This window comes from Psychroflexus lacisalsi (genome assembly GCF_020164495.1).
In the GTDB taxonomy this organism is placed as follows: domain Bacteria; phylum Bacteroidota; class Bacteroidia; order Flavobacteriales; family Flavobacteriaceae; genus Psychroflexus; species Psychroflexus lacisalsi.
Map to the genome: position 1 here is coordinate 1 of NZ_JAIQYZ010000001.1, position 15362 is coordinate 15362.

19 protein-coding genes are annotated in these 15362 nt (G+C 34.8%); 16 read left to right on the top strand and 3 right to left on the bottom strand.

The annotated features are described in order from the left end of the window. Positions 1-214: 214 nt before the first annotated feature. On the bottom strand, positions 215-1774 hold the full coding sequence (locus tag LB449_RS00005) for an IS1182 family transposase (protein ID WP_224453025.1): 1560 nt from the start codon (positions 1772-1774) through the stop codon (positions 215-217). A 1067-nt stretch (positions 1775-2841) separates the two neighbouring features. Between LB449_RS00005 and LB449_RS00010 the strand changes: the two genes are divergently transcribed. From LB449_RS00010 to LB449_RS00020, 3 genes are all read left to right on the top strand, one after another. Beyond that, complete coding sequence (locus LB449_RS00010) at positions 2842-4038, top strand: hypothetical protein (protein ID WP_224453026.1); 1197 nt, start codon at positions 2842-2844, stop codon at positions 4036-4038. Between the two features lie 188 nt (positions 4039-4226). Continuing rightward, positions 4227-4910: a hypothetical protein gene (locus LB449_RS00015; RefSeq protein WP_224453027.1), complete on the top strand. Its 684-nt coding sequence runs from the start codon at positions 4227-4229 to the stop codon at positions 4908-4910. A 178-nt stretch (positions 4911-5088) separates the two neighbouring features. Then, positions 5089-5571: a YciI family protein gene (locus LB449_RS00020; protein ID WP_224453028.1), complete on the top strand. Its 483-nt coding sequence runs from the start codon at positions 5089-5091 to the stop codon at positions 5569-5571. Between the two features lie 31 nt (positions 5572-5602). On the opposite strand, the gene LB449_RS00025 is transcribed toward LB449_RS00020, so the two are convergent. Next, complete coding sequence (locus LB449_RS00025) at positions 5603-6262, bottom strand: class I SAM-dependent methyltransferase (RefSeq protein ID WP_224453029.1); 660 nt, start codon at positions 6260-6262, stop codon at positions 5603-5605. Positions 6263-6562: 300 nt separating this feature from the next. Between LB449_RS00025 and LB449_RS00030 the strand changes: the two genes are divergently transcribed. The 4 genes from LB449_RS00030 (at position 6563) to LB449_RS00045 (ending at position 9081) form a co-directional block, all read left to right on the top strand. Further along, complete coding sequence (locus LB449_RS00030; RefSeq protein ID WP_224453030.1) at positions 6563-6868, top strand: hypothetical protein; 306 nt, start codon at positions 6563-6565, stop codon at positions 6866-6868. 12 nt (positions 6869-6880) lie between these two features. Continuing rightward, positions 6881-7384, top strand: a complete 504-nt coding sequence (locus LB449_RS00035; protein ID WP_224453031.1) for a GNAT family N-acetyltransferase — start codon at positions 6881-6883, stop codon at positions 7382-7384. Positions 7385-7491: 107 nt separating this feature from the next. Beyond that, entirely contained in the window at positions 7492-8646 is a 1155-nt protein-coding gene (locus LB449_RS00040) for a porin (RefSeq protein ID WP_224453032.1), read from the top strand. Positions 8647-8904: 258 nt separating this feature from the next. Next, a complete protein-coding gene (locus LB449_RS00045) occupies positions 8905-9081 on the top strand; it encodes a hypothetical protein (protein WP_224453033.1) in 177 nt (58 codons plus the stop codon). Positions 9082-9172: 91 nt separating this feature from the next. On the opposite strand, the gene LB449_RS00050 is transcribed toward LB449_RS00045, so the two are convergent. Beyond that, positions 9173-9622, bottom strand: coding sequence for a hypothetical protein (locus tag LB449_RS00050; protein ID WP_224453034.1), 450 nt, complete (start codon positions 9620-9622; stop codon positions 9173-9175). 162 nt (positions 9623-9784) lie between these two features. Here LB449_RS00050 and LB449_RS00055 point away from each other — a divergent pair, with 162 nt between their 5' ends. The 9 genes from LB449_RS00055 to LB449_RS00095 all read left to right on the top strand — a co-directional run bounded on the left by LB449_RS00055 (position 9785) and on the right by LB449_RS00095 (position 15353). Further along, positions 9785-10240, top strand: a complete 456-nt coding sequence (locus tag LB449_RS00055; RefSeq protein ID WP_224453035.1) for a helix-turn-helix domain-containing protein — start codon at positions 9785-9787, stop codon at positions 10238-10240. Further along, on the top strand, positions 10230-10793 hold the full coding sequence (locus LB449_RS00060; RefSeq protein ID WP_224453036.1) for a PIN domain-containing protein: 564 nt from the start codon (positions 10230-10232) through the stop codon (positions 10791-10793). The genes LB449_RS00055 and LB449_RS00060 overlap by 11 nt, the downstream gene beginning before the upstream one ends. Before the next feature lie 70 nt (positions 10794-10863). Continuing rightward, positions 10864-11586, top strand: a complete 723-nt coding sequence (locus LB449_RS00065; RefSeq protein WP_224453037.1) for a GLPGLI family protein — start codon at positions 10864-10866, stop codon at positions 11584-11586. Between the two features lie 26 nt (positions 11587-11612). Next, entirely contained in the window at positions 11613-13133 is a 1521-nt protein-coding gene (locus LB449_RS00070; RefSeq protein ID WP_224453038.1) for a S41 family peptidase, read from the top strand. 50 nt (positions 13134-13183) lie between these two features. Next, positions 13184-13348: a hypothetical protein gene (locus LB449_RS00075; RefSeq protein WP_224453039.1), complete on the top strand. Its 165-nt coding sequence runs from the start codon at positions 13184-13186 to the stop codon at positions 13346-13348. Positions 13349-13408: 60 nt separating this feature from the next. After that, a complete protein-coding gene (locus LB449_RS00080) occupies positions 13409-13852 on the top strand; it encodes a DUF1206 domain-containing protein (RefSeq protein WP_224453040.1) in 444 nt (147 codons plus the stop codon). A 366-nt stretch (positions 13853-14218) separates the two neighbouring features. Continuing rightward, complete coding sequence (locus LB449_RS00085) at positions 14219-14650, top strand: GNAT family N-acetyltransferase (protein ID WP_224453041.1); 432 nt, start codon at positions 14219-14221, stop codon at positions 14648-14650. 37 nt (positions 14651-14687) lie between these two features. Beyond that, the gene (locus LB449_RS00090) at positions 14688-15068 is read left to right on the top strand and encodes a PH domain-containing protein (protein ID WP_224453042.1); all 381 of its coding nucleotides are present in this window, start codon (positions 14688-14690) and stop codon (positions 15066-15068) included. A 117-nt stretch (positions 15069-15185) separates the two neighbouring features. After that, positions 15186-15353 carry a hypothetical protein gene (locus LB449_RS00095; RefSeq protein WP_224453043.1) on the top strand — a complete coding sequence of 56 codons (168 nt, stop codon included), beginning with the start codon at positions 15186-15188 and terminating at the stop codon, positions 15351-15353. Positions 15354-15362 lie beyond the last annotated feature (9 nt).

Here is a 15362-nt window from a genome sequence, read left to right on the forward strand (position 1 = left end):
AAAACATAGAAAAGCAGAAGAATTGAAAGTGAATGGACAAAAGTTGAGAATCTTAAAAGAATCTGATTTTGTTGCACTTTACGAATCAAATGTAGAAGAAAGTGAGCAATAACTGTGCCTAACAATGGTAACCGTTGCACAAGCCTTTAAAAATAAGAATAATCGATCATTTTAAGCCCTTTTAAGGGCTTTTATCTTTTTATCAGAGTTGGATTTACGCTAAATTAAGTGGGCTTAAATCAAAGTTGATTAAGTATTGCAGGGCTTTTATTTCCAAAAGCAAAGACCGTAGAGCTTTTGCTCCACTTTTGGCTCTTTTCTGAGTAAATTTCAAGTACTTTTTCAGGTTATATGCCATGGCTGAGAGATGCATGCATTTATTGGCTTGTTTAAGTCCGATGGTATTGATTTTTCTCAAGCCCATGAATTGGGTTAATGTCCCAAAGACAGGTTCCACTGTACTTTGCCGTTTGGCTTTCATGTACCTGCCTTGTTTGCTTTCTACCCGCTCTATGTTTCTATCATACTCTTCTTTGTAGTAGGTCACCGAGAACTTCTTCTCTTTGGCTGTCCTGCCTAAACATTCAGATTGTAACGGACATCCTTTACACTGCTTACTTGAGCTTCGGTATTCTTTCTTTAAAGTAGCTGTTCTGTAATCCTTAAACACCTTTTTGAAGGGGATCACTTCTGCTTGAGGACAGATGTAATGATCTTGCTCCTGATTATATTTAAAGCCTTTTGGCCCGCCTCTATAAGTTCCGTGAGGTGGAATAAAACTTTGTAAACCTAGCTGCTCTAGGTAAGCATAGTTTTCTCCGCTACTGTAGCCTGCATCTGCTATGCAGTTTCTCCAAAGCAGACCTGTTTTATGCAACCGAGGTTGTAATCGGCTCACGATATCCTGAAGGTGTTGGTTGTCTTTTTTATCGGCATGATAGGCTCTTATATCGGTAATGACATGATGACCAGTATCAACACTGAGCTGACTTAAGTAATTCAGCTTTCTGGCTTTTCCTGGTTTGACACTAATGCGAGCATCTGGATCAGTAGGGCTATAATGGGTCTTATTACTGGTATAGCGAGCTCCTTTATTCTTAGCTCCCGGGCGATAGTCTTGATCCTTAGACCACTTTTTATTTCTGGACTTTAGCGCTGCCAGCTCTTGCTTATTAGCACTAATGCTTTGTTGCTCTTTGCTAGCTTTGTTTTCTTTAGCCTTTCTATAGACTTCCTTATCTCGGTGGCTGATGTGGCGAACTTCTGCAAGATGCCCCTGCAGATCCTGCTCAGGGACTTTGAGCTCCAGACTATCCATAGAAGCATTTGCTTTGATTGGAGCGGAGTCTATAGCTTGGGTATGACCACTGACCATACCTTTATCAATACACATCTGTAAGACTTTGGTGAAGACTTCTTCAAATATCTCTTCTGGGAAAAGCTGGCGAGTTCTGCTGATAGTAGAATGCCAGGGCAATTGATCATCTACATCGTAACCGATGAAAAACAAAATGTCCAAGCGCATGCTACAATGCTCAATCAGTTTTCGATCACTGATAAGGTTCTCTAAATATCCCACCAAACACAATTTGAAAAACACAACAGGATCTATGCTTTTTTGACCACTGGCGCCATAGTAAGGTTTTGTCAATGCATACAGATAGTCTAAATCCAACACTGACTTTAACCTGCGATAAAAATTGTGTTCCGGGACTCGCTCACTCAGCAAGAACTGAGTGAACAACTTCTCTTGATATTCCTTTTTTCCTTGCATTACTAAAGATAAGAATTTTCATCTTTTCAATGTTTATGAAATGCATCTATTTAAAAGAGAAAACAAGTTGTGCAACAGGCACAAAGTGTATGTTTACTTACTTGTTTTATGACCATTCGGAATATCCTGCGGATTTTCAGTTTGGTGTATTCTTTCAAAATTTAGTGCTAACCCACGTAAATAATCATATCCAAAAATGTTGTGTTTGGAATTATGGTTTTGCAAACACATTTATTTTGTCAATCTCAGTATTCTGCGACGGCATTAAAAGACAACTTTTAGATTGAATAAATGGCTGATTAAAATAAAATATCTGCATTTTTAAAAAATCAACTTTGCTTAAATCAAGATGCTCTTTAAAATAACCAAACATAAAACTGGATTGGAAACGGAAATATTAGACCTGTTAAAAATTGAAAATATCAAAAATATTTAACGGAAATAGAAAAGACTAAACCTGCAATAGCAGGATTTACATCACACATTCTGAGTTCGGGAATTTTAAAGGTAACCGAAATTCAATAGTGAAACATTCTGAATAAGAAAAATATTTTGATTTAAGTGACCCAAATATTCAACTTTTTTTATTTGCTCATTATTAATCTTTGAGCGAACAAGAAAGAAGTGAGGAAAAATGACTAGCTGAATAAATACTATAAATAACACAATATATTAGCTATAACCTCGTGTGTCTTCGCTTAGAGGATCCTGTAGTTAATTCTTAAAACAGGAAACCAGACCTAGATAGGCATGGTTTTTTTGAAAAAATCAAAGCCGATAGTTTTTAAGGCTATTAAAACGGCAAGCATAAAAGATAGTTAATGGTTTTCTATTTCTAAAAGGATGCCCAAGAAAGTTCAACTCTATGTTGATTTTCAGTCAATAAATCAATCACGCTTTTAAATATGATTTTTTTGACAAAAAACAATCACAAAATTGGATTACAAATTAACAAATTTTTATATTTTCGCTGTTTTTAAAATTTAAAATAAAAAAATCTTATACTCCTCACCTTACTCCTTTTCACTTTTTTTCTTTCTGAATCTTCGCATGCCCAGCAGAATTATGTGAAAGGCTTAATTATTAAAAAAAATAAGGATACTCTTAGAGGGTTTGTTGATGACAGAGATTGGGATAAAAATCCAGATCAAATTAGGTTTAAAACTAGACTGGATAGTTCTCCATCAACCTTTCTACCTTTAGATATCCATGGCTTTAGTGTTGACAATATAATTTATGTAGGTGGTGTTGTAGAAGCTGAAGTGACCGAATTGAATACAAATGACTTAGAAGAAAATCCTAAAATAAATATTGAAATTGATACCACATTTTTACAAGTGGTTGTTGGAGGGGCTAAGGAGTTATATTATTATAAAAACAAAACGGATAGGGAAAATTTCTACATAAAAAGAGAGGGACAACTGGATTTACTTGTCTACAAAAAATATATAGATGAACAAAAAAATACAGGAAAAGCCGTTGTTATTGAGAACAAAAAATATCTAGGCCAGCTAACACTATATTTGAAAGAGTGTCCTGATATTAATTCAAAGTTGAAAAACACCTCCTACAACGAGGGCGATTTAAGACGACTTTTCAATTATTACTATGAGTGCACTTCAACTGAATCATCATTTACAAAGACAAAGAACAAATTGTCATTTGAGCTAGGAGCTATAACAGGTATTTCTATAAGCTCCCTCAATTTCACATCATATGGAGGATTTGAGGCGCTACTAGCCAGAAAAAACTATGATAGTTCTGTTAATTTTGCTGGAGGACTTTTTTTAAATATCGGTCTCCCTAAGAACTTGAGCAAATGGTCTATTAACAATGAGTTGTTTTATTCAAGTTATAATTTTAAAGACACCTTTACAGAAGTAAGAGGTGAGAATAATTTCACAATTACCGATACAGAATTGGGCTACTCATACATCAAATTAAATAATTTAGTACGATACACTTACCCTATTGGAAATACATTTTTGTACTTGAACGCAGGCGTTTCAAATGGCTTTGCAATTAATGAAACTAATAAATTGACAGAAGTATTCCAATTTAATGAGAGACGAGTCATAACTGAAGAACGAGCACTAGAAGATGTAAGGAAGTACGAACAAGGCTTATTGTTCGGCCTAGGTGTTAAATACAATAGGTATTCTTTAGAATTCAGAACAGAGTCTGGAACTGGAATTGATTTAAATAGAAATTTAGGTTCTGGTACCAGACGCTATTTTCTGCTTTTAGGTTATAGGTTTAACTAAACCAGGTGTGAAAACCAAATTCCTTTGGTAATAATCCTTTTGTCACTCGACAGCAATTAAAAAACTATCTGAGAGAAACAATACTTAACAAAATATTAATTTATCTCGTACTATATCAACATAATTTATTAAATTTAAGTAAAAATTTGGATGTTTTATTTTAAAATAAATCCTTAAAACTTAATTTTATGAAAAATTATTTCTGGAACTCACTCCTAATATTTACTGTTTTCGTTTTTACTAGTTGTGATACTGATGATGGACCTGAAATAACTGCTCCTGATATTTCTAGTACAACTACAGAACAAAATGCCGAAATTACTTATACTTCTATTGAAATAAATGGCGATATCACTTCAGATGGAGGAAGTGAAGTTACCTCTAGAGGAGTTTGTTGGAGTACAAATCAGAATCCAACAATTTCAGATAACATCACAACAGAAACATCAAATACATTTACAAGTTTAATAGAGAATTTAACAGCAAATACCACTTACTTTTTTAGCGTTTATGCAACAAATAGTTCAGGTACTAGCTATGGTAACCCAATAAGTTTGAGTACTTCCTCATTAGATGGAACAACTTGGGATTTTACCATTTCACTTGATAACAACAACCCTAATAACACATGGCACGCTGATGTAATTTTCAATCCTGACGGCACTACTGTTTATGACGAGCCAAGTTCTCCAGGAACTTACACATCCTACGGTGTTTGGTCTCTAAATGGTAATACATTAGACTACAATCTTGATTCTTCAACAACAAATGGTGTCTATGAATTCACAGGTACTTTAAATGGCAACACAATGATTGGCACTTTTTTATTTCCAGGATATCCTGATGCTGCATGGACTGCAATTGAGTACTAATTAAAACTCATCTTTTTAGTTTTAAAGCCAGTAAAATTTTATAAACTGATAATAGCTACTATAAGATTCAGGGATGTTGAAAATCAAAAGGCTTAATTTTTAAAACTCTACATTTAAATCCTATACGGCCAATACTAGTTTAAATAAACAGCAAGTATTTAAAAATTCCAATACCACCATGAAATACAATTTGACTTTTGCGTTTTTAATCATGTTCAGTTTGACCTACGGGCAATCAATTGCTGAAAAAGACAGCATAAATGAGAATCCTAACTATGACAAAGCACTTGCTGAAGAATTGGGTGGAGATGAATATGGGATGAAAAGTTACTTTTTGGTTATTTTAAAAACAGGAACCAATACGACCAAAGACCAAGACCTCATCAGCAAAAGCTATAGAAGACATTTGGATAATATCAATCGATTGGTTGACGAAAAAAAGTTAATATTAGTGGGACCTCTTGGAAAAAACGAACAAAATTACAGAGGTATTTTTATCTTAGATGGCATGGAATCCTTAGAAGAGGCAAAGGAAGTATTGCAAACAGATCTCGCCATTAGGAATGATCTTTTGGATTACGAAATATTCCCTTGGTACGGTTCGGCAGCACTTCCTGAATACTTATCCTATTCTGATAAGATTTGGAAAACCAAACCTTGATAGAAACCATAATTTTAGTTTGAAATTTTTTCTAAAACATCCGATAAAGCTTGGTCACAATAAGTCCTTTGTTTTCTTTGTCAGTTAAGGATAATAAGGTTTTAGAGTCTTTTACCTGAAGATGAAACGGGGAAGCCAAAAGATCCAGTCCGCTTTGTTTTTTGAGTCGGGTGCCTTGTCCTGAAATGATATCTTCATTGGGCACGAAGTCGCCTTCAGGAATATGTTCGGTGAGGATGACGTATTTGAAGTTAGATAGTTTTTGAGTTACGCATTGTACTTCAGCATTGGAAAGGTGTTGAAGGACCTGACGAACTACAGCACAATCGGCTTTTGGTAATCTCTCTTTGGCGATATCCAGATGAAGAAATTCCAGAGGGTCTACTTTAAATAGCTTTTTATTCCGATCAATTAAATCTTCTACAATATCCACAGCGATGTATTTCTGGGTATGCTTTACTAAGTGTTTCCCAACATTAAAATCCCCACAGCCTAAATCACAAACGATGAGCGCAGCTTCAAAAGAGCTTAAAAAGGAAGTGACCACCTCGATGTAAGGATTGAGGATTTCAGGATGGTGAGAGCCGTCACCCGAATAAAATTCTGAAGACAAACCACCCCATAATTTCCTTTTGTAAATCTGCTCCATAGCCGCTTGGGTTGGCCAGGGCTTTTTTTCCTTGATACTCATGAAAGTTTATCGTCTAATTAAAAGTTCAATTTTCAAATTTATAGATTTAAAGTATTAATGAAATGGTTAAAACCATTTTGAACTCGAGAATCACATTATAGCCCAAGGTTTAAACCGTGGGCTATAAATAATATTTTCAAGACCTCACAGGTTTTCGAAACCTGTGAGGTCTATATGCTCAACTCTTGGTTTTGAAAATAATTCTTATTTTTAATCTTTTAAATCCACGTTATTAAATACCTATTTAATTTTAGTCTAATGCAAGGCTTGATTTTGACAGTAATGTCTTGTCAAAGTTCAATGTCACCAATGAAGGTTAATAAATCACTTCCTGGCTTCACGGAGTCTCAATTCATGACTCAAATTCAAGCTGATGAAAAGATACAAACGAATGAGTGTACCTATTTGGTGAAAGAAAGAAGCTATGAGGCGCCAGTAGGCACGACGCCTAGAAACGAACTAAAAAGAGCCGCTAAAGGCATTGACGAATGGGTACAAATTGACGGAGGGAACGCTTATGTATTAACCAGTTATAAATGGGTGCGTGTTGATAAAAAAGGAACTACTCAACTAGAGGTTAATTTCCATACGATGAATTGTAATTAAATCTAAGTTCTTATGAAATTGATTTTCCAGCCCATTCAGTCCAAAGATTTTGAAGACGTCATTTCCATGTTTCAAGCGGCAGCAAGGAAAATCCATAAAATGAATATCGACCACTGGCAATATTGGAAAAATCCTCCCTTAGAAAAACTTAACTGGGTAAAAGACGGTATGGCCAATCAGGAATATTTTTTTATAGAAAATGCCGACCAGCAAGTGATAGGCATGGTGAGGATTTTAATGGAAGACCTAATGTATTGGGGTGAACAAGATGAAAAGGCAAAATATGTGCATTCGTTGGTTGTTAAAGAAGAATTCAACGGTCAGGATCTTGGAAAAAAAATCCTTCAGCAGATCGCCCAACACGTCCAAACAGAAGACTGTAAATACCTGCGTCTGGACGCGGATTCCAAAAATCCCAAGCTTTGCTCCTACTATGAAAAGCAAGGCTTTCAAAAAGTAGGAACTAAGGAATTACCTATTTCAGTGTATAACCTTTACCAGAAGGAATTGATCTGATCATACTTTACCAATCACAATCTGTAAAAAACGATAATATTAGCACTAACAGGGAATTGCTGATTTTTTTAGTACATTGAAATTTTAAATTTAAATCAGAAATTTATTTGAAAACAATATATCTAAAAATAGTCCTTTTGTTAGTTCCTTTATTTGGTCTATCACAAGAAAAGGATAGCCTCAACTCCCCTCTTATTTCAGTAAATGATTCCAAGATTTTCGAAAGCATCAACATTGGTTTCGATCTGAGAACCGAATTTCAGGGCTATACCTTCCGGGGTGGCGGCCAGGATTATGATGGAGTCCAGTTCGAAAACGGATTTACAGCCCTAAGGATTTCAGGTAAATTGCATGAAAAAGTAGATTTCAACTTCAGAAATCGATTCAACAGCGGTTCAGAAGTTCAATCTTTAGATCGTCTCAGTAACGATATTCAGCTGGCTTACGTAAAATTGAATGCCAACGAAAAGCTGGATTTTTATATTGGTAAAATGTTTGGATTTTACGGAGGCTACGAGTATGAATTTAGCCCATTATATATTTTAGAATATAATGATATCTATAGCAATGCCCTGGCATTTGTAACGGGAGCTGGATTATCATATCAAGCTTTTGACAATCATCAATTTCGGTTTCAGGTATTAAACTCACGGACTTTGCTTTACGAAGACTTGTATGGAGATGTAGTTGCAGAAGACATTGAAGAACCCATTTGGCCAGTCAATTTAGTTGTCAATTGGCGTGGGAGCTTTTTTGATGGAAAATTTGAAACACACTACAGCGCAAGTCGCAGCAATGAAGTCAAAAATCAAGGAACCTATTTTTTTACTCTAGGTCATAAATACCAGAATAATAACTTCAAGCTGATGTACGATTTCCAGTACAGTTTTGAAGAAATTGATACCAAAGGCATTGTCAATAGCCTACTTGCCGAAAATGAAATTGCAGAAAACGTTCTGTATGTAGAAAACTGGATGAGAGCAGAATATCAATTTAGCGACAAATTCCAAGGTTTGTTAACGCTTATGACCAGTACGGCCTACGACAATTTTAATACCACGCGAGATCACATCAGGACCAGTTATGGAGCTATACCCACCCTGTACTACAAACCCTTCAAAAAGATGGACCTGCGCTTGTTTGCGGCCTATATTGGTCGGTATTACGACTTTACTGCCTACGCTACACAAAATTATGATGTTGGAAGTTATAACCGTAACGAAGTAAGAATAGGTGTATTAGCCCCATTGAACTTATTGTAAATCAATAGAGAGAATCACATTTTATAAAATGGTTTATTTTGAGTTTGCTCTAGTTAATTTAAAAGCTTCGCGATACATTTCTTAAGGCTTTGTACTGGTCTAAACCTCCAAAGCGATAGAGATGGTTATGTAGAGGGAAATTGAAGTTGAGATGAGCAGCTTAAACTTATATAGGTTTTAATTTTTACTTAATAAACGATCAGTTTTTAATTGGTAATCCAGTAATCTCCTATTTTCGATAGAAGATAAAAAATTATTATGGCCAAGCGAACTTCAGTCAACGATGTTAAGGAAATCGAAGATTTAGACAATTTGGACAAAATCGTTAAAGACAAGCGCAAGCACAAACGCGCTGGAGAAAAGAAAGAACGCCGCAACCGCCATTATGTCAAGCTATTGATCAAACAGCAAATCACGCATCATGAGGAAGAATGATTCATTTTATTATTAATTAAGTTTTTTCTTTTTGAGGAAGTGTCTTTGATCTAAAAGCGAAGCGCTCTTTTTTCAACAAGCGAAGCGCTACCTAAACAATTTCCTCAATCACAAAAGAATTTCCATTAAACGTGACCTCATCTTTTATAATTTTTCCCATCAGCAATTGTCCAATAGGTGTGCCGGGTGAAATAGCGTAAAAGGTTTGATTATCCACTTCTATCGCGCCCAAACTTACCGCTATAAAATAATTGGCTTTAGAGGTAAAGACTATACTTCCTAAACTCACATGCGAAGGCGTGTTATCGATATTCACTTGAGACAGAGTTGTTCTTAACTTATTGATTTCAGCCAATTGTCGGCCCGCTTTTTCACGCTCCAGCTGCACCATCGCCCTCCCCGTTTCATGCTTATCGCCAGCGCTGCTTTTGGTTTCCGAAAGCAAGCTGTGTTGAAGATCTTCAATCTGCCGCTGAATGCTTTGGTAACGCGTATCCACCAGTTGAAGGCATTGCTGATATAGGTTGTGTTTGAGGGTCATGGGTGGGATTAAGATTTGAGACGATTTAAATTCTAATTATCTTTCAAAAATAAACTCTTTCAAGCGCATGACTTCATGATATCTAATTAAAACTTATAAAATATCCGTAATAAACGAATTAAGTTTTCGAATATTTCGTTTATTTGTAATAAATAAGTGATTATGAAAAGTATTGACGAATTAAAGAAACCTTCAAAAGAAGAGCAGAAAGCAGCAATGGAATCTTACGACGCTTTAGCTTCCACATTGAAAGAAATCCATTCTGATTATGCAGAAATTGAAATTGAGGAGACTAAAGACAAAATTAAAATTCCTGTAAGCGCACTTAAATTACTTCTTGAAATTTTGAAAGAAACAAGTAAAGGACAACCAATTTCTATTGTACCAGTTGCCACAGAAATTACAACCCAAGCAGCTGCAGAAGTTTTAGGGTGTTCTAGGCCACATCTGGTAAAATTACTTGAAAAAGGAGAAATAAAGTTTACCAAAATTGGCAAACATCGAAGAATCAAATATCAAAATGTGCTCGATTACAAAAAGAAAATGAAAATAGAGCAAAAAAGACTATTGATAGAAATGATGAAAGCTGATGAAGAATCTGGTTTATATGATTCATAGCCTACGTTTTACCTGTGTTCTAGATACCAACGTCATTTATCCCATTGACGTAAGAGACTTGCTTTTTTGGTTTGCATTTTATGATCTTTTCACACCAAAATGGAGTCAACATATTTTTGAAGAATGGGAAAATGTTATGAGAAGGAAAAATATTCCTGAAAGTGAAATTCAAAAAAGAACCTCTAAAGCATATCTTGCTTTTCCAGATGCTTTGGTAGAAAATTATGAACCCCTAGTAGAATCTCTTCAACTTCCAGATGAAAAAGACAGGCATGTATTAGCAGCTGCCATCAAAACCAATGCAAACATTATTGTTACAAATAATATTAAGGATTTTCCCAGAGATTACTTATCCACCTTTGGGTTGATAGCAAAAACAGCAGATGATTTTATTACTGATACGATTGATTTAAACAATGACATTGCTGTAAAGGCTTTTAGAGATCTTGTCGTCAACAGAACAAATCCAGACCTTGATGAATTTGAAATCCTGGATCGCTTTCGTAAAAATGGACTTAAAGATTCAGCCAATTATTTACATGCTTTGCTTTGATGTTTTCTATTACTAATTCAAATAAATGTTCATGAGTTTCTTATAAACTATAATTATTGTAAGTTTATATATGTCCAAAAAAACCTCAACCCTTCTCTTTATTCTTTTATTTATTAACTCTGTTGTTCTTTCACAAAACAATAGTGGAGAAATTTTGTATGGTCAAAGTGTAGAAAAATTTTATATAGATACTACTTCAATTGATAATTCGGACCTTAAAAGTATAATTATTACTCAATTCAAAGAAAAACAAAACGCTTTATCACCAGACAAAAATTTCTACAGTCTAAAGTTTCAAGGCAGTAAATCTGTTTTTGAAAGGCTTACTATGATGAATAATGATGGTAGTAATAAAGTAACTAAGGAATTAGCAAAAGGAATCTATTTTGTTAATATAGTTGACAAGTCCATTTATCATAAAGGTGATTTCATGGGTGAAAATCTAATTATATACCACGAAAAACCATCCTATGACGAATGGGAAATTATAAATGAACAAAAGATGATTCGCGGGTATAATTGTATAAAAGCAGAAACGATAAGACAAAATGAAATAGGTGTGAAAACAAAAGTTACAGCTTGGTTTTCAACAGATATAAACTTGAATTTTGGTCCAAAAAATTACTTTGGTCTACCGGGTTTAATTATAGAATTACACGAATTGGGCAGTGTGTATTATGTAAGAGAAATCAATCTTAAAGAGGTAAAGCTTGATGAAGTTGATATAGATGATAAAGAAATAATAACCTATGATGAATATGTAAAAAAGGCTAATGGAAGTATCCGGTTTTAAATAACTTTATCTTGAAAAGCAAACACATGAAATCAATTTTTTTGAAAACCCTTATCCTCCCGCTTCTCCTACTTACAAGTTCATTAAGTTTTGCACAACATGTCGATGATCCCTTCTCACCCGAAAAGATGAAAAAGGACCTGGAGGTATTTAAGGAGATTCGGTTACAGGCCAATTCCGGACTTTATAAATACCGCACGGAAGCCCAAATCGACAGCATTTACCAATGGGCAGAAGACGAAATTGAAAATTCCTCTACTTATCTGGATTTCTACAACATCATTTCCCAACTCACAGACTTTGAAGGCAGTCTGCACAATGATACGGGCTTGCCAGATAAGTATTGGGAAAGTTTAAGAGCAGAAAACTTTGGTTATTTTCCCTATCCTATCAAATGGATTGAGGGCCATTGGCGAATTAATTTTGAAGGTGGCGAACTTCCTTTGGGCGCAGAAGTCATCGAAATCAACGGTGAGCCTATGGCAGAAATCGTCAAGAACCTTCATAAATACTACACCACAGATGGCTTTAATTTAACTGCTAAAAGAATTGGATTACGAACTCATTTTTCAAGATATTACAGATGGCATTACGGTCAAAAGGAAGAGTTTGACGTAACCTTCAAAGCAATCGGTTCAAACACTCTGGAAAACAAAATGCTTGAAAGTATTAGCTATTCAGACTATTACAATAAATTTAGAGCAAGACATTCTTTTCCTTATGACCAAGTTGATTATATGGACTTAAAAGAAGATCAGAAATACGGATTTAAACAAGTAAATGATTCAACAGGAGTTTTAACGCTACGTTCATTTTCAATAGGAAATGAAACTACCGATAAGCATAAAAGGTATGCCGCTTTTCTGGATAGTATTTTCAGTAAAATCAAAAATGATAAGCTTCAAAATTTGATTGTGGACGTGCGCTTAAATAATGGTGGCGATGACCCCAATGACCTTCTAGCCTATTCATATTTGACTCAGCGGAATTTTCAGGAAAACACAGAAGCCTGGATTCGCTTTAGAAAAATACCGCTCATTAGATACTATGACATTTGGATTCCGAGATTCATCAGACCCTTTGTTGTAGGTGGATATAACAAACAATTTCAGGAGATTTTCCCCTTAGAAAAAGATGGCGCTTACTATCAAGATGACACCAGTGAAGATCACCATGTGTGGCAGCCTCAGGAAAATGCTTTTACAGGAAACACCTATTTATTGATTAGTCCTGTAGTTGCTTCAGCGGGTAGTTTGTTTGCGGCTATGCTGGCAGGTAATGAAAACACCATAACAATTGGAGAAGAAACTTCAGGCGGCTATTATGGTCACAACGGTCATACAACCTTAACTTATGCCTTACCTAAGTCTAAACTCACCACTTCTTTTTCAATAGTGAATTTAAAACAGGACGTCCCCGTGAAGTCGAATCAGATCCACGGTAGAGGGATTATCCCCGATTATAAGGTATCTCAATCTTTCGAAGATTTTATCAATAATGAAGACACGCAGATGAGATTTACTTTGGAACTGATCAGGGAGAATTGAGATATAAAGCATTTAATAATTAGACTCTGAAATAAAAAGTCAATAAATCTTTGAACCCAACACATAACAGAATTTTAGGAACCCTGCTTTTAGTCACTGGCATTATCATTAATTCTTTTGATTTCTTTAAATCTGAATTTATTTCAGGAGCACTTATAGGAATTGGTTTTAGCATGATCGTTTGTGCCAGAATTATCTTTAAAAAGAAAAAATGATGGATTTCTTAAATGCGTCTTTTTACTATTTTTAAAAAGAATTAAAACTTTATCCAAATTATGACGCGAGTAAAAGCTTTTAAATCCCAAACGATACTTTCTAAATTGATGATAGGCTTCGGAATTTTGTTCCTATTGGTTGGAATTTTTGCCATAGTAAAACTATTTATAGGTGATTCCGGTAGTGAATCCTCTTCAGTGGATTGGACCGGATTTTTGCAGGGATTTCAAGGCTTATTTTTTATAGGTTTAGGCGCTTATAACCTCAGGAATGAAAAATACTACATCGAATGGGATGAGCATCAGTTGAGGTTTTTTCTGCCAGACACCAAACAACTTGAAACAATTGATTTTGCTGACATTGACTCTATCAACATCAGGCTTTTTGAAATTGAACTTTATTTTAAGGATGAAAAACGAACACTTGATCTTAACTCTCTAAAAGATGAAGACTTGAAAAAGGTGAAGTATAAATTTGAACCTCTTCAAAAGGCCTTAAAGTGAATATTAACGATAAAAGGTTCTTTAATTTTTGAAAGTAAGTTGCTTCTCGACCTCAATTTATTCTGAGCATTTGCAATAGGATTTGACGTTGAACAAGATAAGCCATGTTTCAAGTTCGAGCGGAGTCGAGAACATGATTAATAGAAATAAAATTAATTAAATCTTTTAAAAACATCCTAAAATGAAAATCAACAAAACAGGATTCTATATTTTAAACGCTCTTTTATTTATATCCATTATCCTAGGATTTTATGAGTTTATAGACATCAAAACCTTGGTCGGGGTTTTCATTACGCCAGCTTTTATAATCTCAGTCTCTTTAAGATACAAGAGGACAAAAGAAAAAGTAATATCTAAAGATTAACGGTGATCAGAGCTTATAACAGGAGTGATAAAATCGAAGTGATTCAACTGTTCAAATTGAATACACCTCAATATTTTGATGCTTCTGAAGAAAAAGGCTTTGTGCACTATCTGGATCACGACATAGAAGATTATTTTGTTTTCGAAAGCAACAGGCAAATCATAGGTTCAGGAGGGGTTAACCTCTCATCTAAAGAAAAATCAGCTTGCTTATCCTATGGAATGATTCATCCGGACTTTCAAGGCCAGGGCATTGGCAGAGAATTGACGCATTTTAGAATAAATCATTTACGCAGGATTCCTCACATTGAGGAAATTGTGGTAAGAACCTCTCAGCATGTTTTTAAATTTTATGAGAAAATGGGTTTTAAAATAGATCATATTGAAAAAGACTATTGGGCAAAAGATTTTGATTTGTACCAAATGAAAATTTAAAACAGTAAATTGAATAACTAACTTTAAAAACGATGATATGGGATTATTTTCATCATTGCTTGGTAATGCGGGAGCGGTAAGCAAACAAGATTTAGAAAAAGACTACGGTCAGTTATTGACCGAAAACGAGACCATTGAAATCGGTTTTAAGCTGGTAAGGGATACTTTTATTTTTACCAGCAAACGCTTGATTTTGGTTGACAAGCAAGGCCTTACAGGACGCAAGGTAGAGTACCTGTCGGTGGGTTACAAAAGCGTAAGTAGATTCAGTGTAGAAACTGCCGGATCTTTTGATTTGGAAGCAGAATTGAAGATTTGGATCTCCAGTGAGCAACATCCAAGTATTTCTAAAAAATTCAATAAAAGCGTTAATGTTTACGATGTACAAAAAGTATTGGCTCAACATGTTTTAGGCTAGTTTTGACTGAAGCATTGTAACAAAAGCCCAACCGCACCAAAGTGCGGTAAGCCTCAAATTTTATAAATATCAAAGTTTTAATGAATTTGGATTTTATAAATCCATAAAACCTTTCCGATGACCACTACACAAAATAGAATTCTAGGTATAGCTCTTTTCATAATTGGATTAATCATGACTTTAACCGATGTAGAGTTTACAGGATCAGGTTTTATTGCAGGAGCTTTTATGGGTGTAGGTCTGGGTCTAATATTCTTTATTAAAATTGGACCTAAGAAGCAGTAAGCCTTCTAT